Raw genomic sequence first — 20095 nt, 5'->3', positions numbered from 1 at the left:
GCGAGTCACAGGTGACCCGACTCAACCATGCTCGAACCCCAGGGTTTCGGGGAGGTTAATTTTTTTGCCCTTCAAACCCAGCGACAAGCCTGATCCGGCTATAATTTTCCCGATTCGGGCGAGTTGTATGCCCTGTTCACTCGCCTCATGCGCGATCTGCTCCGACCGGCTTTCCGGGGCCGTGAGCAGGACCTGGTAATCATCCCCCCAGGTCGCGAGCTTGAGCATCTCGGCTTCGTCCTCTGCCCCACCCGCAAACGGCACCGAGCCAAGGTCGATCTCGAGGCCGACACCGGACGCCCCTGCCAGCGACCTTGCATCGATCAGCAAGCCGTCAGAGACATCCATCGCCGCGCTCGCATGGCGCGCGACGAGACCGGCGGTGGCAAGCGGCGGCAGTGTCGGAAGCCGGTAGGCGTCGACCCAGGGACCCGAAACGACCCCTTTAGCCTGACGTGCCGCCTCCTCGCAAAGGACGTCCCACCCCCTAGCCGCCCCCCCGACACACCCCGTCAACCACACGGAATCGCCCGTTTTTGCGGTCGTCCGGCGCACTGGAGCGTCGGATAGGCATCGCCCTGTCAGGGTCAGAGACAGGAACAAGCCCTGAGGATTGGTGACGGTGTCTCCCCCGATCAGCTGCGCGCCCCAGGCCGCCAACTCGTCGCCCAATGCTGCTGCAAATGCTGCGATTTCAGCTTCACCGCGCGCCTTCGGCCAGCCGAGCGCGAGCAAGGCTTCGGCTGGCTCCGCCCCGCTCGCCAACAGGTCCGACACGTTAGCCCGTACCAGTTTGCGCGCCACGGTATCGACAGGATCCGAGGCAAGGAAATGCACCCCCTCCACCATCGCATCTGTTGTAATAGCTACAGGACCCGACGTTCCGAGCTGGGCGACGTCATCCTTTAGGCCCGCCGCACCTTGCCCCTGTGCCAGCGGCGCAAAGTAACGCGCGATCCAGTCCTTTTCCGCCATGCTCAGTCTTCCAGTGGCCGCTTTTCGCCCGCCAGCACGACGCCCCAGATCGGAATACCGGTCCAGTTCTCCCCCGCCACGTCCAGCGGATTGGCGCCAAGGATGGTGAAATCAGCCCGCTTTCCGGGCTCTATGGAGCCGATTTCGGCCTCGAGGCCGACGGCCCGCGCTGCATCGAGCGTTACAGATTCAAGCGCTTCATAAGGCGTCAGCGCCATGGTCGCCTCATAGGTGCCGCCCTCCCGCGTCGCCCGCGTAATGTGCACGCTCGCCGCCCGCAAAGGCTCCGGCGGCGCCAGCGGCGCATCGGAGTGCACGGTCACCGCGACACCGGCGTCGGTCAGCGCCCCCAGCGGCGAAATCCAGCGGGCCCGTGGCTCGCCCAGCGGGTCGGCATAGGTGTCCGCCATATAGTAGACATAGTGGCTGGCTGCCGAGACATTCGCCTTGAGGCGACCGGCTTCCTCGACCTGGTGCGGCGAGAACAGGCCGCCATGTTCGATCGTGAAGGAATTATCGCCGCCGCTATTCCGCAATGTTTTCAGCGCCATGAGCGTCGCGCCCTGCGCCGCGTCGCCATTGGAATGGATATTCACGCCAAGGCCCGCGTCCCAATAGGGCTGGATCGTCGGGGCGATCTCGTCCGGCTTCATCACCCACAGGCCTTCGCTGCCCTTCGACTGCCCCGACAGGTAACCCGGCGGCGAAAGCCGCATCGTCTGGCTGTAGAAAGCGCCGTCGGTGAAGAACTTGACGCGTGGTAGCACCGGAGCGGCCGCCGGGCGCACACCGCTGACCATGTCACGGACAGCCTGCACCCTGTCCTCGCCGAACGAACGCTGCAGCGCCCGGTATTCCGGCACGAGGTAGAGATTGTATCCGGCGGACTGGGCATCGCCCCAATTGCTGCGGATGTTCGCGTCTTCTATCTCCCAGCCGAACAGGCCGTAGCCCATCTCGACCGTTGTCGTGACACCGGCCTCGCGCAGCATGCGGGAAAAGCCCTGGAAACCCGCACTGACATTTTCCGGCGCCAGCATCACGTCAGCGAAGGCGCCCAAAACGCCAATTGCGGCATCCTCATAGATCCGCCCTGTCAGTTCGCCGTTCTCATCAAGGTCGACGCCATGAAACTTTTCCGTCAGTGCCGGCGTGAAGCCCGCCCGCTCTATGGCGGCGCTGTTGAGGTAAAAATCGTGGCTGGAATAGTGCCAGATCACCAGCGGGCGCGCGGTCGTGATCGCGTCGAGATCGGTGCGCGTCAGGTCGCCGTGGACAAGGTTATGGTAGCCGTAAATCACAATCGGCTCGCCCGGCGCGGTCGATGCCTCAATCGCCGCGACTTCCGCAAGGAAGCCCTCGCGCGTGCCGATTCCTGCACGCATCCCGTGCGGCGTCGCCATCGGCCAAGGCGGCGTCAGTGGCAAGTTGTATTGCAGGGCACCCAGCATGACGTGGACGTGCGGATCAATCAGGCCCGGCACAATCACCATGCCTTCAAATGTGCGGTCCACGCTGGCTTTTGGCAGGGCTTTGGCCAGTTCCGCTTCCGTGCCGGTTGCCAGGATGCGCCCATCCTTCACCGCCACGGCTGACGCCAAAGCATCCGCCGCAGCCATCGTGACAACGCTTGCTGCGGGATAGATCACGGCGCCTTCGCCAGCGGCCGTCGCATCATCTGCGCCGCCCCTGGAACAGGCCACGGCGAACAGCAGCGCTGCGCCGAGAATGAAATTTCGCATGGATATCCCTCTATCGATCTGGCGCGCAGCCTGACCGTTCGGCCGAATGATTACAAGCAGTGCCTAAGCGATCTCGCGGCCAATGGCATAGAAACGATCACGGCGCTGGCGACGTAGTTCCTGGGGCGACATGCCCTCGAGGTCCTTAAGCGCGGTGTCCAGCGCCTTGGCTGCGGCGGCCATAGCCCGTTGCGGGTCGCGGTGCGCACCCCCGACCGGCTCCTTGACGACACCGTCAATTACCTTTGTTTTCAATAGATCCGGCGCCGTAATCTTCATCGCATCCGCCGCATCCCTGGCCTTGGCCGGGTCACGGTAAAGAATCGAGGCGCAGCCCTCCGGCGAGATCACCGAGTAGATCGCATGTTCCATCATCAGAACCGTATTGGCCGCAGCGATGCCAATGGCACCCCCTGACATGCCTTCGCCGATAATCAGCGTTACGAACGGCACGCCCAGTGATAGGCCCCGCTGGGTGCCGCGCGCAATCGCTTCGGCCTGCCCACGCTCTTCACCGCCCTTGCCGGGATAGGCGCCTGCCGTGTCGGGGAAGCTGAGGACCGGCAGGTTGAATTTCTCGGCCATATCCATCAGGCGGACGGACTTGCGGTAGCCTTCCGGGTGGGCCATGCCGAAATTGTGCTTCAGGCGTTTCTCGGTCGTGCGGCCTTTCTCGTGGCCGATAATGACCACCGAACGGCCCTTGAACCGGGCCAGGCCACCGATGATCGCTTCGTCATTTCCAAACAGCCGGTCACCGGCCAGCTCTTCGAAATCCTCGAAAATTGTTTCAATATAATCTGACAGATGCGGCCGGTCCGGATGTCGGGCGACTTGCGTTTTACGCCAGGCCGAGAGGTCCGAATAGATGTCTTTCAGCTGCTTGGTCGATTTGGCCTTCAGCTTATTTAGCTCGTCCTTGATGGACGGCCCGCCCTTCTGGCCGGAGAGGGCTTCGAGCTCGGCAATCTTGGCGTCGAGTTCGGCAATGGGCTTTTCAAAATCGAGATACGTCGTGCTCATGGTGCAATGTCTAGCAATCCATACCTGACTCGCCTAGCGCCGATTTCATTACAGTATTTCCTTGAACATCACGACGGCCGGCAGCGTCAGCACGCCCAAAAGCACCGGGAAAACAAAGAAAACCAGCGGAAGCGTCAGTTTCGCCGGCAAAGCCATGGCTTTTTCCTCGGCATAGAGGATGCGGCGCTGGCGCATGTCCGCCGAGAAAATGCGAAGCGTCTGGCCAAGACTCGTGCCCATTTCCTCCGCCTGACGCAGCATCGTCGCCAATGATCCGGCCTCCTCAATGCCCAACCGGTCGGCAAAGCCGCGCCAGGCCGATTTGCGCGCCTTCCCGGCCCGCAGTTCCAGCGACAATGTCCGCATGTAACCGGCAATGATCGGGTGACGCAGTTCGAGTTCCTCGCCCACGCGCTGGACCGACGCATCGAGGCTGAGCCCCGCTTCCACGCACGCGACCAGGAGGTCCATCATGTCGGGAAAGCCGCTGGAACATTCCTGCCAGCGCGTCTTGGTCCGTTTGTCGAGATACATGCCCGGCGCGATAAGCCCGATCATGACGAGCATCACAGAAATCACGAGCGGCGTCGTGCCAGGCAGGCTCGATAGATAGGGTAGCGCCGCCAGCAAGCCGAGCTGCGGCAGGACAATGCAAAGCAGGCGCACGAAATAGTACCGGGCAACCGCAGATGGCCCGACAAAACCCGCACCGGCCAGCCTTGCCTTGGCTGCACTAACGCCCTGTTCGTCATCGTCGGGCGCCATCTGGTCGGCCAGGCCGGTGACTGCCTTGCCGATGCGGTTGGAGGGGCGGCGTTGCTCCGCTTCGCCGGAAACAGGACCGCGACGCGCCAACCGGCGCTCGACGCTTTCGGTATCGCGGCGACTTCGGAAAAAAGTCAGGATGCTTGGGAACAACAGCGCCAGCGCTGCGCCCAGCATCAGCACTGACGCCCACATTCCGGGGAAAGATGAAGTATCCACGTTCACTGTCCCGCCTACATCTTGAAATTGATCATTTTTCGCATGACCAGGTTGCCGATGAACATCCAGACCAAAAGTCCTGCAAATCCGTAGCGGATAAGTGGGTCATGGATCACGTTGCCGTAGAAACTCGGCTGGGTCAGATGGATCGCCAACATCACCATGAACGGCGCGGACGTCAGGATCAGAGCCGACATCCGCCCTTCCGACGAGGCCGCGCGCACCTTGAGGCGCATCGTCTGGCGTTCCCGGATCGTTGTCGTGTTCGCCTTCAACAGGTCGCAGAGGTTGCCGCCCGTCTTTTCCTGCAGGCGCACTGTTGCGCCGAACAGTTCGACATCCGGATCACCGGATCTTTCAGCCATGCGCTGTACCGCATTCGTCAGCGAGAAACCGTAGGACACTTCATCCGCCGTCATACCGAATTCGGTACCGATCGGATCCGGCATCTCGCGCGCCACCAGCGCCACGGCCGTTGCGACAGGGTGGCCTGCTTCAAGGCTACGGCAGACAATTTGCAGGGCATCCGGCAGCTGTCCGGCCAACTTCTTGCGGCGTTTCCCGGCAACATGCTTGAGCACGAAAATCGGCCCCAGAAGGAAGACCAGCAGGCAGATACCAAGCGCCGCCATCCAGCCACCGACGAAATGCATGTAGGCGCCCGCCGCAACCAGTGCGCCACCTGCCGACATCGCCACCCATTTGAGGGGTTGGTAGGGCAGGCCCGATCTGACGACCAGACGATTGAATCGCTCCAGCGGCATTGCGAAATTGCCGTCTGCATCCAGACCCCGGCTTTTTCGCAGCTCGACCATGGCCTCGCTGGTGCTGGCAAACCGGTCCTTGAACTGCAATCTTCGGTTCACGATCCGTTGCGTCTGCGCCTGAGTGACGAGGCCCAAAGCCGCTTGGATCATCAGGAAGAACGCCCCCGCCGCCATGGTTGCGCAGATCAGCAGGAACATGCTGTAACCGGTTATGTCTGGTAAGCCGAACACGTGACGGGTGCCTAGAACACGGTCGCGGGATCGAACATGCCTGCAGGCATATGAACGCCGCGCCGCTCCATCTCATCGAGGAATTTCGGACGCAGGCCCGTCGCGACGAATTTTCCGATTACCTTGCCATCTTCAGACGTTCCGGAGCGTTCGAACTTGAAGATTTCCTGGATCTGGATGATCGAACCTTCCATGCCGGTAATCTCGGCAATCGACACGACCTTGCGCGAACCGTCTGACAAGCGGGTGGCCTGAACGATGAAATTCACGGCTGACGCGATCTGTCCCCGGATGGCTTCCTCGGAAATCTTCATGCCGCCCATCATCACCATTTGCTCGAGACGCGTGATGGCATCGCGGGGATTGTTGGCGTGGATCGTCGCCATAGAGCCTTCGTGACCGGTATTCATGGCCTGGAGCATGTCGAAGGCCTCCTCGCCACGAACCTCGCCCAGGATGACGCGATCCGGACGCATGCGCAGCGCGTTCTTGACGAGTTCACGCTGGCGGATTTCACCCTTGCCCTCGATGTTCGGCGGGCGCGTTTCCATGCGGGCAACGTGCGGCTGCTGCAACTGGAGTTCGGCCGCGTCCTCAATCGTGATCAGGCGCTCATTCGGACTGATCGCCGACGACAGGGCATTCAACAGCGTTGTCTTGCCTGAACCCGTACCGCCCGAAATCACCGTGGACGCCTTGCACTTGACCGCGCCGAGAATGAACTCGGCGACCGGCCCCGGGATGGCACCAAAGCCGACCAGCTTTTCCATCGTCAGTGGCGACTTGGAGAATTTCCGGATCGAAACGAGCGGCCCGTCGATGGCAATTGGTGCAATCGCCGCGTTGACGCGGCTACCATCGAGAAGACGCGCATCGACCAGCGGCTGGCTTTCATCCACACGCCGACCCACGGTCGATACGATACGCTGCACGATGCGCAGCAAGTGATCATTGTCCGCAAAGCGAACAGGTGCCAGCTGCAGCTCGCCGTTCCGCTCGATATAGACCTGATTGTAGCCATTGATGAGAATGTCCGCGATGGAGTCGTCTTTCAGCAGCGGCTCGATCGGGCCAAGACCGGTCATTTCATCCATCACGGCATCGGCAAAGGATATTTCCTCGACCGAAGACAGAGCCATTTCTTCCTTCCGGATGATTTCCGAAATGATCCCACGAACGCGCTGGCGCATAGTGTCATCGTCCAGCTTCTCAAGCGCAGACAGATCCAGTTCGTCGATCAGCTTCGCATGTACCCGCAGTTTCGCATCCAGCAAATCGAAACCCGCGGATTCACCTTTGACTTTGGCAGGGACAAACGCCGGCGTGGCTTCGGCTGGTTTCATCGACGGCATCACAAGCGGCGCGGCCGGAGCTGCGTTGGATTTGAATCGGCTCATTTCGCGCGTCTCGTTTTCTGGGGTTTTGCCTCATTGGCAATGACTTCGTCAGGCAGCAGGCTGTCGACAAATTGTTCAACATCCAGAACAAGCTGGCTTTTCGGCTTCACGTCAGCGATTGGCTTTCCGAGATTGACCGCAGTGCGCGCCGCATCCCAGTCCGACGCAATCGTCGCATGGATTTCCTGTTCAATGGCCTGCTCTGCCTTGTCGACGGCGAACTCGGCACGGAAACGTTTTTTCGGGAACATCCGGTTCAGCACGAGCTTGGACTTGCTTCGGTCACGCCGCAAAATATCTGTCTCGCGACACATATCTGCGGCAGCGTGCAGGCTCGGGACCGTCAACTCGCTGACGACAATCGCCTCATCCACAGCACCGAGAACTGACTTGGTCCATGGCATCATGTGCCGAGGCATGTCGACCAGAACATATTCGAACGTGCTGCAGGCGACATCCAGCAGGCGCAACATTGCCGGCTCGGTCGCCAAAGCGTCAGCATCCGGATTGCGCGGCACAGCAAGCAGAGAGACACCTTCCGCATGTTCCCAGCACCATGCCGCCAGCAGTCTCTGGTCGAGACGGTCAGGCGAATCCACCAACGCCTGCAGGTCCAGTTTTGGCACGGCTTCGAGAAAGGACGTTACCATTCCATCGGACACATTCAGGTCAACTAGACACACTTTTCCAGGTCCAACCTTGCGGGCGAGACTGAACGCGCTCTCGATTGCGAGTGTTGAGACACCCGCACCACCGACAGCGCCTCGAAAGGCCCAGCATTTAGACGTCGCCCCGGGCCCCTGAATGGACTGAGTCTCGCGCACCTGTTCGGCCGCGTCGATGATTTCCTCGATCCCAGCCGTGCCCGACACAATGTCAGACGCCTCAAACTTCATCAGGGCCCTGACTATATGACCAGGCAGCTGGTCGGAGACGACGATCACTGCGGTATTCGGCCGTTCAACAGCGAGCGTCAGTATCACCTGGTCGTACCCCGCAACACCCTGTTCGACGAGCACAAGGCCGCCGCCATGGCGCAGCACGATCTCAGAGGGCGAAAGGCCGGATAGGTCGGCCAGCTCAGCGCAGTATGCCTTCAACGTTTCCATCCGCTGTCGATTTGCCAGAACGGCAAGCGACGGGATGATCCGATTTGGCGGCAGTTGAGGAGGGTCCAACTTCTGAACAGGTTCAAACATGTCAGCTACCGGTCCCGCCAGACGACGCCTGCCCCAGCTGCTTCTGCTTGCCTTCGTTCAATGCCTTAACCGCATTCGCGGCTCGCACACCTGATGTCGATTCGACTTCCCTGGAATTCGGCAGGTTCACGTCGCGCACCGACTGGGTTGCGATATTCTTCTCTGTCGCTCCGCCCAGCAAGCGGATATCCTGATGGTCGTGGCTCGCGCAGGCAGCGAGCAGTGCTAGGGCGGAGATAGCGCCAGTGATCTTGATACGATTACTCATCTTCCGGCCTCCCTAATTTGCCAATGGAACAGTTGCGGTCTGGTCCAGCAGAAACAGTTCGGTTTCCGTCGGCTCAGCGAATGCAGCAAGCGGCGTGTTGAGCACATCAGGGTGTGTCGCCGGCTGGACGAGACGCGGCGTGACGATGATCACAAGCTCGCTCTCATTCTTCTGATAGCGCTTGGACGAGAACAGCATGCCGAGGATCGGCACGTTGCCCAGCCACGGCGTCTGGCGCACATCATTGGAATAGTCGTTTTGCAGCAGGCCCGCGATGGCGAATGCCTGACCGTCATGTAACTCGATCGTCGTATCCGCCCGGCGCACCGAGATACCAGGAATTTCGATGCCCGCAGACCGAATGCCATTGCCCCGGTCAAGCGCCGACACTTCGGGCCGGACGCGCAGGTTCACAAGGCCATCGCCCAGTACAGTCGGGGTGAATTCCAAGCTCACGCCGAACTTCTTGAATTCAACCGATATCTGATTGTCCTGACTTGCCACCGGAATCGGATACTCACCGCCCGCCAGAAAGCTTGCTGTATCACCCGACAGTGCCACCAGGTTCGGCTCGGCCAGCGTACGGATCACGCCCTTCTGTTCCAGAGCGCGCAAGGTGATGTCGATATTCTCGCTACCGACATTCGTGAATAGCGCGATCGTCTTTTCGGCGATGCCCGAGATCGTTCCGCTATCCGTCACACCGACAACATCATTCGCACTGATCCTGTTGCCGAAACCAATCTCTTTCACCGCACTGCGGCTGGCCTCGACGAAACGCACTTCCAACAAAACCTGTTGGCTCTGCCCAACCGACAGGCCATTCGCCACACCGCCCGGCACGTGACGCTCGGCCAGCTGCAGCGCCATGTCGGCGGCGGCGGCTGTGGTCAGCTTGCCGTCCAGGAACACACCATCATGCACGGGATACACATTGATATCCTCGCCCGGCAGTAGGTTCTTCAGGTCCGTGCGGAGTTCATCCAAACCCAGTTCGACTTCGACATCGATGAGTTCGGCAATCTCTCCGGCGGCATTGTAGATCAACACCGTCGTCATGCCCGGCTGCTTGCCGCGCAGAAAGAACGAGCGGTTCGACGTTGCCATCGCATCGGCAATTTCGGGATCGGCGACGACAAGCGTTGCGAATTTCAGGTCAGCTTCGACAACCGTCGAACGCCCCTTTTCCAGAACGAGCACACTGGCACCATCAGGTGCACTGCGCTCGATCCACGCGCCTGCGGCGGGCACACCGAGCACAGCAACCATCAGGCACGCTGCAAAAACTCTTTGGAACATATTCATTTGCTGGTTCCTACCGCTGGCGCTTTGTCCCGGGCAACCGGTGTCGTGACTTCGGTTTCGGCGTCTCCATTGATGACGCGGATGCGCGTGGTCGTTGGTGCACGCGCGACACGGGCACGCGACACGACACCCACCGGTGCTGGCAACTTGCGGATTTCGGCAACGAAGGCTGCCTCTTCGTGTCGACCGATCAGCGAGAGGCCCAGCGCGCCGCGTTGGCTTGCCGCGCTGAGCGCCAGCGCATCGTCTGGCGTGACTTCGAGGGTTACGGTGCTTGACGGACGCGCGCCTTCAAGACCTGCTTCAAACGATTGGTCGATCGCCAGCACGTTCACATTCTTGAGGACTGATCGTGCGATCACGTCACCTGAGACGCGTTCGCCCTCGCGTGCCGAGCTGCTGCCAGAATCTTCACGCGGGATGAATTCGTTCACGTCCACGCGGTCGCCCGGCAGGACGAAGCCCGCCACGCCTGTGTCGCTGCCAACCACAACCGAAACAGCGCGCATGCCCGGCGCAATCGATGCCGCAAGCGTCAGAATTGCTCCGGTATCGTCGAGCTTGGCGCGCATCAGTGGCTCGCCGGGCACGATCAGGCTGCGCGCATAAACGGTTTCTTTCAGGTCATCAAAACTCCGCAACGCATCCGCTGGCACAGCGTCTGCCGGCCAGGGCGCCGACTTCAGGCTCGAATGATCAATCAGGTCACCGGTCTGAATCACTGAGGTTGCAACGAGCACGGATGACATCTCAACAGCGGGCGCAAGACTGGCCGCGGACGCATCGGACGTGCTGGACATCATGTAGCTGCGGCCAAGGAATACCGCGCCTGCGCCCAGAACGAGCGATAGCCCAAGGCTGATCAGGGTTGTTAGCTTCAATGTCGGAGCCCTCGTTCCCAAGACCGTGTCTGGTCAGCATGGGAACGTAGAGGTCAGGCGATAAGGTCTCTTGAAGAGCGGTGCCCAAATCTTGGACAGCGCCCGAACGCCCTGTTAACCAAAAACCAAGCTTGATTAAGCGCTTATGAATCATCCCGCTACAGGCCGATCATTGCACCTCAGCTGAGCCTTTTGGACCGAACCGCTTAGCTATGAAGGAAGCGAGGTGCTGCCCCGGGCACCAGGATCGCGGCCGTGAGACGACCACCATAAACCGCGCCGGTATCAAGATTTATCCGTCGTCCGTCGGCCGCGATGTCAGGCAGCGAATCCTGTGTTGGCGAGTGCCCGTGCACCACTGTCTGGCCAATCAGGTCGGGCGCCGTCCAGCAGCCCGTATCGAAGAATTCCTTGCGCCGCGTCCACATCTGTACCCGTTCGCCGCAGGCCGGAAACGTATCCGGGTCGACGCCGCCGTGAACGAACACCAGCCCCTGGGCCTCGTCCCTGAAAATCGTCGGCAGACCAAGCAACCAGTCCAGGTGATGGTCGGGCGGGCCGTCCAGGCCCCGACGGCGGTAGCTGTCCATGGTTTCTTCACCGCCCCATTCTAGCCAGCTACGGCGCGAAGCCTGATCCTCCATACGAACCGATTCAATCATCAGCTGTTCATGGTTTCCGCGAATGTTCACGCATGCCGCCCCACACCGCGCTTCCATCTCCATCAGATAGTCAACGACACCGCAGGAATCCTGACCCCGGTCGATCAGGTCGCCAAGGTGGACCAGTGTCACTTCTGTTCCGCCGAGTTCGGCCTCGGCATGGAACCGGACCATGTCGTGCAGCTCTTTCAGACGATCGAGTTCGCCATGGATGTCGCCGATGGCGCAATAAACGGGTTGGGTCATGGATCACAGCTAATGCCGGACTGGGCCGAAAAAAGGGCCGCGATGCCGAAAAGGCTTATGGCTCGGCTTGCCAGTGTTCCGGCCGCAGGCCCATCCCGACGGCCCGGGCCGTCAGGCCGCGGAGCGCTGGAACCGCATTCAGCACTTTCAGGAAGAAGGGCGCTTTCGGCGCTACGCCGCCTGTCAAAGCCGGCACCAGCACGCTGTTCTGCGCCACAATCTGCGCGCGCTGCGTCATCCGGGTCGGCCAGTTGCGACGCTTCTGAACGCCAGCCAACACGTCGTCGGGCGCCTCACCTCGCCGAAGGAACGGCACAAGGATTCGCGCAGCAGCCGCTGCGTCCTGGACCGCGAGATTGATCCCGACCCCGCCAACCGGCGACATCGCATGAGCCGCATCGCCAATGCAGAGAAGGCCGGTTCGCCACCATGTTTTCAGCCGGTTGACCTGAACCGTCAGCAGCTTGACATCGTCCCAGCTTTTCACATCGCCTGTCACGCTGGCCAGCCGCGGCGCCAACCGTCCGATACGTGCCCTGAAGGCGTCCAGCCCTTCAGCGCGGATCGCGTCGGCGCTGCCTTTCGGGAAGGGTAGCGCGCATTGCCAGTAGTCGCCGCGATTGATCAGCACGAGAAACCCGTCCGTCCCGACCCGGCCCAATGATTCACCGGATTCGTCGGGGGCGCGCGGCAGGCGCATCCAGAACACGTCGATCGGGGCGCCAAGGTCTTCCATCTCGAGGCCGGACTGATCACGCAGGCGCGATCCGCGACCATCCGCGGCAACGGTCAGAGTGCTGCGAATCTCCTGCGACCCGTCCCTGGCGTGGCCACGCAGGCCGACCACTTTGCCATCTTTCTCAATCAGCGCATCGGCTTCGGTCGACATCAGCAGCCGGAAGTTCGGCAATTCCCGTGCAGTGTCCGCCACGAAATCCAGCAGGTCCTATTGCGGCATCATTGCGATAATCTTGCTATCGACAGGAAGGCGGGTGAATTCGGCAACGTCTTAGGCCGCGCCGTCAATGCTGACCGATAGCCGTTCCGTCTTCTGGTATGGACGCGACAATAGTCCGTCCAGCAGGCCAAGTTCCCTGAACAATTGCAGCGTCGAAGGGCGCACCGTGTCGCCCCTGAAATCGCGGAGGAAATCCTCATGCTTTTCCAGCACGATCACATCCACGCCTGCGCGCGCCAGAAGGTACCCCATCATCAGGCCAGCGGGCCCTCCACCGGCGATAGGCTTGTCAACACACTCATGCGGATGCTCCAGTTCGGATTCCAGTCCCCTTATCACGAATGCGCGCGATTTGATCCGTCAGTCGCCCCGTCCGATCACATCGGCGAACATCGCAGCATCGACATTTCCGCCGGTCACGACCACCCCCACACGCCCCTCGCGCATTCCCTCCGGCACCCCTCGCAACACCGACGCGAGAGCCGCCGCGCCACCCGGTTCCGCCACGATTTTCAAGTAGCGGAATGCAAACCGCATCGCGGCCCGCACCTCCGCATCGCTCACAACCAGACCGCCCGCCAGCAGGCGTTGGCCGAGCGGGAAGGTCAATTCACCCGGCGCAGGCGTCAGAATCGCGTCGCAGAACGAGCGTGTGCCCGGCGCGTTGGCGATCACGTCACCCGCCGCCAGAGAGCGCGCCCAGTCGTCATGCCCCTCCGGCTCCGTCGACCATATTTTCGTGTCACCCGACAGGCCCTCGAACGCGAGCGCCACGCCGGTGATCAGGCCACCACCACCGGCACAGCAGACAAGATGATCCAGCGGTGCGCCCATGGAGGCTGCCTGACGGGCGAATTCGAGACCGAGAGTCCCCTGTCCGGCAATGATGTCAAAGTCGTCAAAGCTCGGCACCACGATGGCACCCCGCGCCGCCGCAAGGTCCTGCGAGATTGCCTCACGGCTTTCGCTGTTACGATCATAGAGATGCACCTCGCCACCGTCAGCCAGCACACCGTCCACTTTTACCTGAGGCGCATCAGACGGCATCACGATCAATGCCGGCATGCCAAGCAACCGCGCAGCGCGCGCGACGCCCTGCGCATGGTTGCCGGAAGAATAGGCCACCACGCCTGCTTTGCGCCCAGCTTCGGGAATTTGAGACAACCGGTTCATCGCGCCGCGAATCTTGAAGCTGCCGGTTACCTGCAGGCATTCGGCCTTGACCAAAATCTCTGCGCCAGCTGCCGCATCGAGCGCCGGATGAGTCAGGACGGGCGTTTCGCGCACCACGCCCGCAACCCGCTTTTCAGCGGAAAGGACATCGTCAAAAGTGGGAAGGGAAAGTGCCTGGCGCATCGCAATAGCCCTAGCCGGTCACGCCGCCGTCTTCAAACCCAAAGCGCGAACCAATCCGGGTCATGATTGGTAAAGAAGTATTTGTCGCAGATCGACCATTTGCCTGCCGTCCAGCAGGCGACGGCTAAATGGTGGCGGCCATCTTCCGGATCAGTTCGCGGGCGCCTTGGGCGGTCTCTTCATTGTCGATAGCATGAGCCAGGACAGCTTCGAAATAACCGAGCTTGGACCCGCAATCGTACTCACGGCCTTCGAATTCGTAGGCGTAATAATCCTGCGTTTCCATCTGGCGCACCATCGCGTCGGTCAGCTGGATCTCGCCGCCTGCTCCCGCAGCCTGGTCGGCCAGAAGGCCAAAGATTTCCGGCTGGAGGATGTAGCGCCCGGTGATCTTCAGGTTCGACGGCGCCGATTCCATTGGCGGTTTCTCGACCATGCCCGACATTTCGATCAGGCGACCATTGCGCGATTTCGGTGCAATCACGCCATAGGAGGACACACGCTCCATCGGCACAGGGTCGACAGCGACGATATTGCCGCCGACTTCGTCATAGGCCTTGACCATCTGGGCGAGGCAGGACGGCGCACCCTTCACGATCACGTCGGGCAACAGGACGGCGAAGGGCTCGTTGCCGATGATGTCGCGCGCGCACCAGATCGCATGGCCAAGGCCGAGCGGCGACTGTTGGCGCACGAAGCTCGCGGCGCCGGCCGGCAGAACGGTCTGCTGCACCTGCTCCAGAATGACACTTTTGCCCTTGGCCTTGAGCGAGGCTTCGAGCTCATACGAAATATCGAAATAGTCTTCGATGGCGCCCTTGTTGCGCCCGGTCACAAAAACGATGTGCTCGATTCCCGCTTCCAGCGCCTCATCGACGACATATTGGATGGCCGGCCGATCAACGACAGGCAGCATTTCCTTCGGGATGGTCTTGGTCGCGGGCAGAACCCGTGTGCCCATGCCTGCAACCGGCAAAACTGCTTTCCTCACGCGCATCGGCGCCTCCTGTTTCATATTGCGTTCGCGCGACCCTATCGCCCGAAATGGACGCCAAGGCCAGAGGGTAAGCCTCAGTCAGAGCGCGGCGTAGAGGATAGTTCCGGCAAGCCAAGTCGACAGGCAGAGGACGAGCAGAGTCGACATGATCCTGCGCAGCGACATGCGCTTGGGACTGGTCAGTTCTGCTGCGAGGCGAGCCTGAAGCGCATGCGCAGGCGATGCGACATGCTGGTGAGAGTCGTGCGGCTCAACCGCCTGAACGCCAGACGCGCCGGGGGTGGAATTCACATCCGGCTGTTCCGCTTCCCGCGGCGACTGATTGTGTACAGGCTGTGCGGCCATCGGACTCTCCGGTCATTTCCCGGCGACACATGGCAGAGAGGCCCTAAGTTTTGCCTAACGGGCAGCGGCAAATGGTTACGAACGAGATCACCCGGCGGGTTCAAATACGCCGTTCGCATTGCGGCGCACCGCGAATACACGGGCCAGGCAGGCCGCGTCCAGCGCCACGTCCGGCGCTCCATCGGCCACGACACGTCCTTGATCCAGAACGATAATCCGACTGCAGAACCGCGACGCCAGATCGAGGTCATGCACCGCCGCCACAACCGCCCGTCCGGCAGCACATTCATCCTGCAGGACCTTCATAAGGCTGAGGCGGTGGGCGATGTCGAGCGCCGCGCCGGGTTCGTCCAGCAAGAGGGCGCGTGAGGAGGTGGCAAGGGTGCGGGCAAGGTGGAGCCGGGCCTGCTCGCCGCCCGAGAGCGTATGCACGGGGCGGTGGCGATATGGCGTGGCACCCGCCCGTTCAAGTGCGTCGTCGATGGCCGACCGGTCGGCTCGACCGCACCGGTCATAGGGTGACGGACTGGTGACGAATCGGCCGAGGGCGACAAGATCCTCGGCGATCAGGTTCCACGCGACGGGGCGCACCTGAGGCAACCAGGCGACAAGCAAGGCCCGCTCGCGATGGGTCAGCGAGGCTATATCTGCATCACCGAAGGCGACCTTGCCGGAATGTGGCGCAAGCAGTCCTGCGATGACGCGTAACAGCGTACTCTTGCCAGCGCCGTTCGGGCCGACAAGACCGATGAATTCACGCGGCGCTACGCTGAGCGACACATCTGCCAGAACCGGCCGGCCGCCGAGATCCACATTGATGCCGGAAACATCGATCATCGGGCGCTTCCCCCCAGCCGGGCCGCGAGCCAGATGAAGACCGGCGCGCCGAACAGGGCAGCCGCCACGCCCAGCTTCAGTTCCTGAGCAAATGGCAGGACGCGTATCAGCACATCCGCGCCGAGCAGCATGGCACCGGCCACCAGCGCCGAGGGGAGCAGCACGCGCTGCGGATCATGCTTCACGAGCGGGCGCACGATATGCGGCGCAACCATGCCGACAAATCCGATTGTGCCAGCCACGGCCACGCTCGCTCCGGCGAGCAGCGACGTGCCGATTATGATCAGCAGGCGTGCCCGCGCGGGGTTCGCACCGAGGGTTGCAGCAGTCTCTTCTCCGAGCGAGAGAGCCCGGAGTGAGGGCCCCGCCATGATCACTGCCACCGCACCGAGCACCCAGGCTGGCATGGCAATGCCGACATCCATCCACGACCGGTTCGCGACCGATCCCAGCATCCAGTTTATCAGGTCGGACAGGCTGTAAGGATTTGGCGCGAGGTTGAGCGCGAGCGAAGTGAGCGCGCCAGCCAGGCTCGAGAGTCCGATGCCTACCAGAAGCAGTGTCACTGTGCTTGCCCCGCGCCCGGACGCGAACAGGAGCAGCGCCACGGCCAAGGCGGAGAAAAGAATTGCGGCCAGCGGCACGGCGAAGCTGCCGGCGGCGGCCAGACCAAAATAGATGGCGATCACGGCGCCGAGCGAGGCGAAGGCGGACACACCGAGCACACCGGGTCCGGCAAGCGGATTCTGGAGCAGTCCCTGCAAGCCAGCCCCAGACAGGCCAAGCGCCGCCCCGACCCCGAAAGCGGCCACGGCGCGCGGCATACGGATTTCCCAGACGATGATGCGGGCAGCCTCAGTGCCCTGCCCCATCAGGGCGGACAGTGTGGCGTCAAGGCCGAGATCAGCGCTGCCGACAAGGGCCGAGAGTGCAAACAGGAAAAGGCAGGCAAGCGCAAGGATCAGCGAGAGATGTTTCATTGCGCTGCCTCCAGCGCGGCGGCGACATCTTGCGCCTCGTCAGCCACGAACCAGGCCGGGCAAGTCAGCCGGCTTTCAGTCATGGTCACCAGGTCAGCGTCCTTCAGGGCGTAGGCAAGCGCCGGATGGCGCGACACGCTCCACTGGTCGAAGGCATAGTCGTCAAATCCGAAAAAGGCCGTCAGAGCGAGACCGGGCGGCTGCATCACCAGCGTCTCCAACGGAAGCGAATACCAGCCCGTGCCGGTCGCGGCATTGTCCAAGCCTGCCCTGTGCATGATTGCATCCACCATTGTGCCCTTGCCTGCGGTCACGCCGCCGGGCGTTACATAGAGTGCGCTGCGGCCAGTCGGTGGCTCGGCATGGGGCATGGCGGCGACAAGTGCTTCGCCACGATCCGTTTGCCCGAGCGCAGCAGCCACCTCACGCGTCACGCGCGCGGCGCCTTCCATGTCGGACGCGTAGCCGATCTGAACTGTCCGTATGCCCATGCGCTCATAGAACTTCAGCGCCCGGGCATCGCCGCCCCAGCTCCGGACAACGATATCGGGCTGGAGCGCAATCACGTCTTCGGCCAACGCACGCACCCGAGGCAGGTCAACGGCTCGCTTACGTAGGAAACTGAATGGGCGCTCCGCATCTTTCGAAAGCGCGCGGACCTGTTCGCGGTCGGCCAGGCCGAGCACAAACTGGTCCGCGCAATAGTCGAGTGAGACGACAGTCGGGCGCACCTCGTCCGCCGCCGCCACCGGGGCCGCCACCAGCAAGAAGAGGAGCGCCCAACGCATCATCGCAGTTTCAGTCCTATGAAGGCCGCCGCGCCCGGCGTCTCATAGCCGTACACGTCTGTCGCCGTTTCATCGAACAGGTTTTCACCTCGAAGCGTCAATACCATCCGCTCGGTCAGCGGGAACTCGAGGCTGGCCGAGAACAGCGTGTAGGCGTCCAGCGTCAACCGCCGCGACGGGTAACTCCCGAAGTCGAAATCATCCTGCTCACCGACGAAATCCAATGCAGCGCCGACGCGGATGCCGTCCGCATCTGACCGCCAGTCGACCGACAGAGAGGCCGTCGAGTCCGGTACGCGAATCTCGTCGCCGCCATCATTGCCCTCACTTTGGAGAAAAGTTGCCTGGCCTGCGAACGAGAGTGCGCTGGTGGCGTCCCAACGGCCTGACAGTTCAACGCCACTGCGCTTGGACTTTCCGGCCCGATTGAGGGCTGTTGAATTATAGTTTACGTCAAAGGCTGTGTAGATTTCGTCTTCGAGATCGGCCTGGAAATACGTTGCTGACAAAACCGCCGGGCCAACCTTCTGGTCCCAGCCAATTTCCCAGCTTGTCGACTGTTCCGGCTTGAGCTCCGGATTACCGATGAAGCTGCCGGTGAAGAAGCCGAACAGTTCCGTGAACGTCGGGTTCTTTACACCAGTGCCGACCGAGGCCTTCGCCCGGCCATTGACAGCGTCAAAGCCGTAGCCTGCGCCGACCCGCCATGTTGCGGCGTCGTCGAACCGACCATCATTGTCGTCGAATCGGCCCGATGCGCTGAGATCGAAGGCTCCAAGGGCGACCCGGTATTCCGCCGCAAGGCCGAGGCTTTCGAAGGATTCCGACGCATCCGACTGGCCACCATACGCGACATCAGTGCGGTCATAGTCTTCCTTTTCATAATCCACGAGGCCGATCAGTTCGTGATTGCCGAAAGTGATCGAAGGGCTCCATGACGCTTTCAGGCGTTCGCCGGTTGATTCGTCGGTCTTGGCGCCGTCCTTCGTGTTTTCGCGGGCGACTTCGTTGAAGCTGGCGCGGAAGACGTGATCCACCTGACCCGTCACACCAGCGAGCGAAGCGCCGATGAGGTATTGGTCGGCCTCGGTTTCCTGGTCTGTATTGTCGAGCAGGCCGTCATAATCCGTGTCGGAGTCGAGGGCCGCCTTCGAACGGCGGGCGATGGTGAGGCCGGACAAGGTCCAGTCCGCGTTGAGGTCCAGCGCAGCCCGCGCGATACCTGAGAAAGCGTCCGAGCCATCCGCTTCGCCGCCCAGCCCGGCGACATCGACGCCACCCGTGGTAAAGCCGGAGAGACCGGCACCAAAGCGCAGGGCGCCGGTCTGGCCGGAAAAGGTTGCACTGGCGCGGGCCGTGTCCTGTGTGCCGACTTCGCCGAAGACCTGCACGCCTTCTGCCGCTTCGGTCGAAAGCGACACAACTCCGCCAATGGCATCAGAGCCATAGATAGACGAAGCCTCACCGCGCAGCACTTCGATACGCGTCGCGCCAATGCCTGTTAGCAGGCCGAAATCGGTTTCGCCGTTCACCGGGTCGGATACTTCGATCCCGTCGAGCAATACAAGCGTGTGATTGGCCTCAGCTCCGCGCAGGCGCACCTGGCTGAGTGCACCAACGCCGCCGGATCGCGATATGCCAACGCCCGGTACGGCGCGCAGCTGGTCGGCCACATTGGGCGACCGGCGGATGGTCAAGTCGTCAGCCGTCAGGACGCTGACGCTGGATGTGACATCGTCCACAGGTTCGGGCCTGAGGCCCACGACGGAAATGGTTTCAAGGTTCAGGTCCGTTTCCTGCGCCCAAGCAGCACTGGAAACAGCAAGCACAGCTGCGCCGGCCAGAAGGTATTGTTTGAGCATCGCTCACACTCCGTTTGTCCCGGCGCACTGGCCGGGCGTTACACCAAAAGTGTCGCGTAGACGGAGTATTAGCCTCCGCTGCCATTGGCCTGAACCCGGACCAGGGCAAACGACGGCAAGAGGCAGGTCTCCTGACTTGCGGATCGATGGAAAAGACCGCCTTCCCGGGTTGCCCCAGTGGCTTTGTGGCCAATTCCCATCCGCTTACAGTTGCGGGCACAGCGCCGGATTTAAACCGGCTTCCCTTTTCACCTGCGATTAAGCAGGCACCTTTTGCGTGAGGTGGCTTTAG

The 20095-nt window shown here is 61.7% G+C and carries 18 protein-coding genes, 1 pseudogene and 1 riboswitch; all 19 genes and pseudogenes read right to left on the bottom strand.

Annotated features, from left to right (window positions below):
• Positions 1–21: 21 nt before the first annotated feature.
• Positions 22–975, bottom strand: coding sequence for a thiamine-phosphate kinase (gene thiL, locus ACESNB_RS05445; RefSeq protein WP_373004989.1), 954 nt, complete (start codon positions 973–975; stop codon positions 22–24).
• A 2-nt stretch (positions 976–977) separates the two neighbouring features.
• Positions 978–2717: an amidohydrolase gene (locus ACESNB_RS05440; protein WP_373004986.1), complete on the bottom strand. Its 1740-nt coding sequence runs from the start codon at positions 2715–2717 to the stop codon at positions 978–980.
• Positions 2718–2780: 63 nt separating this feature from the next.
• Positions 2781–3740, bottom strand: coding sequence for an acetyl-CoA carboxylase carboxyltransferase subunit alpha (locus tag ACESNB_RS05435; RefSeq protein ID WP_373004984.1), 960 nt, complete (start codon positions 3738–3740; stop codon positions 2781–2783).
• 48 nt (positions 3741–3788) lie between these two features.
• Complete coding sequence (locus ACESNB_RS05430; protein ID WP_373004982.1) at positions 3789–4724, bottom strand: type II secretion system F family protein; 936 nt, start codon at positions 4722–4724, stop codon at positions 3789–3791.
• Between the two features lie 14 nt (positions 4725–4738).
• Positions 4739–5722: a type II secretion system F family protein gene (locus ACESNB_RS05425; RefSeq protein ID WP_373004980.1), complete on the bottom strand. Its 984-nt coding sequence runs from the start codon at positions 5720–5722 to the stop codon at positions 4739–4741.
• 11 nt (positions 5723–5733) lie between these two features.
• Positions 5734–7119 (bottom strand): CpaF family protein, encoded by a 1386-nt coding sequence (locus ACESNB_RS05420; protein ID WP_373004976.1) that lies wholly within the window; start codon positions 7117–7119, stop codon positions 5734–5736.
• Positions 7116–8219 carry a CpaE family protein gene (locus tag ACESNB_RS05415; RefSeq protein ID WP_373004973.1) on the bottom strand — a complete coding sequence of 368 codons (1104 nt, stop codon included), beginning with the start codon at positions 8217–8219 and terminating at the stop codon, positions 7116–7118. Before ACESNB_RS05415 ends, ACESNB_RS05420 begins: the two co-directional genes overlap by 4 nt.
• A 100-nt stretch (positions 8220–8319) precedes the next feature.
• A complete protein-coding gene (locus ACESNB_RS05410) occupies positions 8320–8586 on the bottom strand; it encodes a hypothetical protein (protein WP_373004970.1) in 267 nt (88 codons plus the stop codon).
• A gap of 12 nt (positions 8587–8598) precedes the next feature.
• Positions 8599–9891 carry a type II and III secretion system protein family protein gene (locus ACESNB_RS05405; protein WP_373004967.1) on the bottom strand — a complete coding sequence of 431 codons (1293 nt, stop codon included), beginning with the start codon at positions 9889–9891 and terminating at the stop codon, positions 8599–8601.
• Positions 9888–10772 carry a Flp pilus assembly protein CpaB gene (cpaB, locus tag ACESNB_RS05400; RefSeq protein ID WP_373004965.1) on the bottom strand — a complete coding sequence of 295 codons (885 nt, stop codon included), beginning with the start codon at positions 10770–10772 and terminating at the stop codon, positions 9888–9890. The genes ACESNB_RS05405 and cpaB overlap by 4 nt, the downstream gene beginning before the upstream one ends.
• 206 nt (positions 10773–10978) lie before the next feature.
• Complete coding sequence (locus ACESNB_RS05395; RefSeq protein ID WP_373004962.1) at positions 10979–11680, bottom strand: metallophosphoesterase family protein; 702 nt, start codon at positions 11678–11680, stop codon at positions 10979–10981.
• 55 nt (positions 11681–11735) lie between these two features.
• Positions 11736–12977: pseudogene (locus ACESNB_RS05390) on the bottom strand (FAD-dependent oxidoreductase).
• 21 nt (positions 12978–12998) lie between these two features.
• The gene (locus ACESNB_RS05385; protein WP_373004959.1) at positions 12999–13994 is read right to left on the bottom strand and encodes a threonine/serine dehydratase; all 996 of its coding nucleotides are present in this window, start codon (positions 13992–13994) and stop codon (positions 12999–13001) included.
• A gap of 124 nt (positions 13995–14118) precedes the next feature.
• Positions 14119–14991, bottom strand: coding sequence for a UTP--glucose-1-phosphate uridylyltransferase GalU (galU, locus tag ACESNB_RS05380; RefSeq protein ID WP_373004956.1), 873 nt, complete (start codon positions 14989–14991; stop codon positions 14119–14121).
• Positions 14992–15069: 78 nt separating this feature from the next.
• Positions 15070–15336, bottom strand: a complete 267-nt coding sequence (locus ACESNB_RS05375; RefSeq protein WP_373004953.1) for a hypothetical protein — start codon at positions 15334–15336, stop codon at positions 15070–15072.
• A gap of 87 nt (positions 15337–15423) precedes the next feature.
• On the bottom strand, positions 15424–16173 hold the full coding sequence (locus ACESNB_RS05370) for an ABC transporter ATP-binding protein (protein ID WP_373004951.1): 750 nt from the start codon (positions 16171–16173) through the stop codon (positions 15424–15426).
• The gene (locus tag ACESNB_RS05365; protein ID WP_373004948.1) at positions 16170–17153 is read right to left on the bottom strand and encodes a FecCD family ABC transporter permease; all 984 of its coding nucleotides are present in this window, start codon (positions 17151–17153) and stop codon (positions 16170–16172) included. Before ACESNB_RS05365 ends, ACESNB_RS05370 begins: the two co-directional genes overlap by 4 nt.
• Positions 17150–17944 carry an ABC transporter substrate-binding protein gene (locus ACESNB_RS05360; RefSeq protein WP_373004945.1) on the bottom strand — a complete coding sequence of 265 codons (795 nt, stop codon included), beginning with the start codon at positions 17942–17944 and terminating at the stop codon, positions 17150–17152. Before ACESNB_RS05360 ends, ACESNB_RS05365 begins: the two co-directional genes overlap by 4 nt.
• Positions 17941–19803: a TonB-dependent receptor plug domain-containing protein gene (locus ACESNB_RS05355; RefSeq protein ID WP_373004942.1), complete on the bottom strand. Its 1863-nt coding sequence runs from the start codon at positions 19801–19803 to the stop codon at positions 17941–17943. Before ACESNB_RS05355 ends, ACESNB_RS05360 begins: the two co-directional genes overlap by 4 nt.
• A gap of 103 nt (positions 19804–19906) precedes the next feature.
• Positions 19907–20092, bottom strand: a riboswitch (cobalamin riboswitch).
• Positions 20093–20095 lie beyond the last annotated feature (3 nt).

It is taken from the genome of Hyphomonas sp., assembly GCF_041689225.1.
Taxonomy (GTDB): Bacteria; Pseudomonadota; Alphaproteobacteria; order Caulobacterales; family Hyphomonadaceae; genus Hyphomonas.
Note: the sequence above shows the minus strand (reverse complement) of the source record. Positions and strands in the feature narration are given on the sequence as shown.

What these genes read in the sequence shown, in the direction of transcription:
- galU (WP_373004956.1), bottom strand. Translation starts at nt 14,991, where the DNA reads ATGCGCGTGAGGAAAGCAGTTTTGCCGGTTGCAGGCATGGGCACACGG.
- ACESNB_RS05365 (WP_373004948.1), bottom strand. Translation starts at nt 17,153, where the DNA reads ATGAAACATCTCTCGCTGATCCTTGCGCTTGCCTGCCTTTTCCTGTTT.
- ACESNB_RS05405 (WP_373004967.1), bottom strand. Translation starts at nt 9,891, where the DNA reads ATGAATATGTTCCAAAGAGTTTTTGCAGCGTGCCTGATGGTTGCTGTG.
- ACESNB_RS05420 (WP_373004976.1), bottom strand. Translation starts at nt 7,119, where the DNA reads ATGAGCCGATTCAAATCCAACGCAGCTCCGGCCGCGCCGCTTGTGATG.
- ACESNB_RS05385 (WP_373004959.1), bottom strand. Translation starts at nt 13,994, where the DNA reads ATGCGCCAGGCACTTTCCCTTCCCACTTTTGACGATGTCCTTTCCGCT.
- ACESNB_RS05410 (WP_373004970.1), bottom strand. Translation starts at nt 8,586, where the DNA reads ATGAGTAATCGTATCAAGATCACTGGCGCTATCTCCGCCCTAGCACTG.
- thiL (WP_373004989.1), bottom strand. Translation starts at nt 975, where the DNA reads ATGGCGGAAAAGGACTGGATCGCGCGTTACTTTGCGCCGCTGGCACAG.
- ACESNB_RS05360 (WP_373004945.1), bottom strand. Translation starts at nt 17,944, where the DNA reads ATGATGCGTTGGGCGCTCCTCTTCTTGCTGGTGGCGGCCCCGGTGGCG.
- ACESNB_RS05355 (WP_373004942.1), bottom strand. Translation starts at nt 19,803, where the DNA reads ATGCTCAAACAATACCTTCTGGCCGGCGCAGCTGTGCTTGCTGTTTCC.
- ACESNB_RS05370 (WP_373004951.1), bottom strand. Translation starts at nt 16,173, where the DNA reads ATGATCGATGTTTCCGGCATCAATGTGGATCTCGGCGGCCGGCCGGTT.
- ACESNB_RS05375 (WP_373004953.1), bottom strand. Translation starts at nt 15,336, where the DNA reads ATGGCCGCACAGCCTGTACACAATCAGTCGCCGCGGGAAGCGGAACAG.
- ACESNB_RS05435 (WP_373004984.1), bottom strand. Translation starts at nt 3,740, where the DNA reads ATGAGCACGACGTATCTCGATTTTGAAAAGCCCATTGCCGAACTCGAC.
- ACESNB_RS05395 (WP_373004962.1), bottom strand. Translation starts at nt 11,680, where the DNA reads ATGACCCAACCCGTTTATTGCGCCATCGGCGACATCCATGGCGAACTC.
- ACESNB_RS05440 (WP_373004986.1), bottom strand. Translation starts at nt 2,717, where the DNA reads ATGCGAAATTTCATTCTCGGCGCAGCGCTGCTGTTCGCCGTGGCCTGT.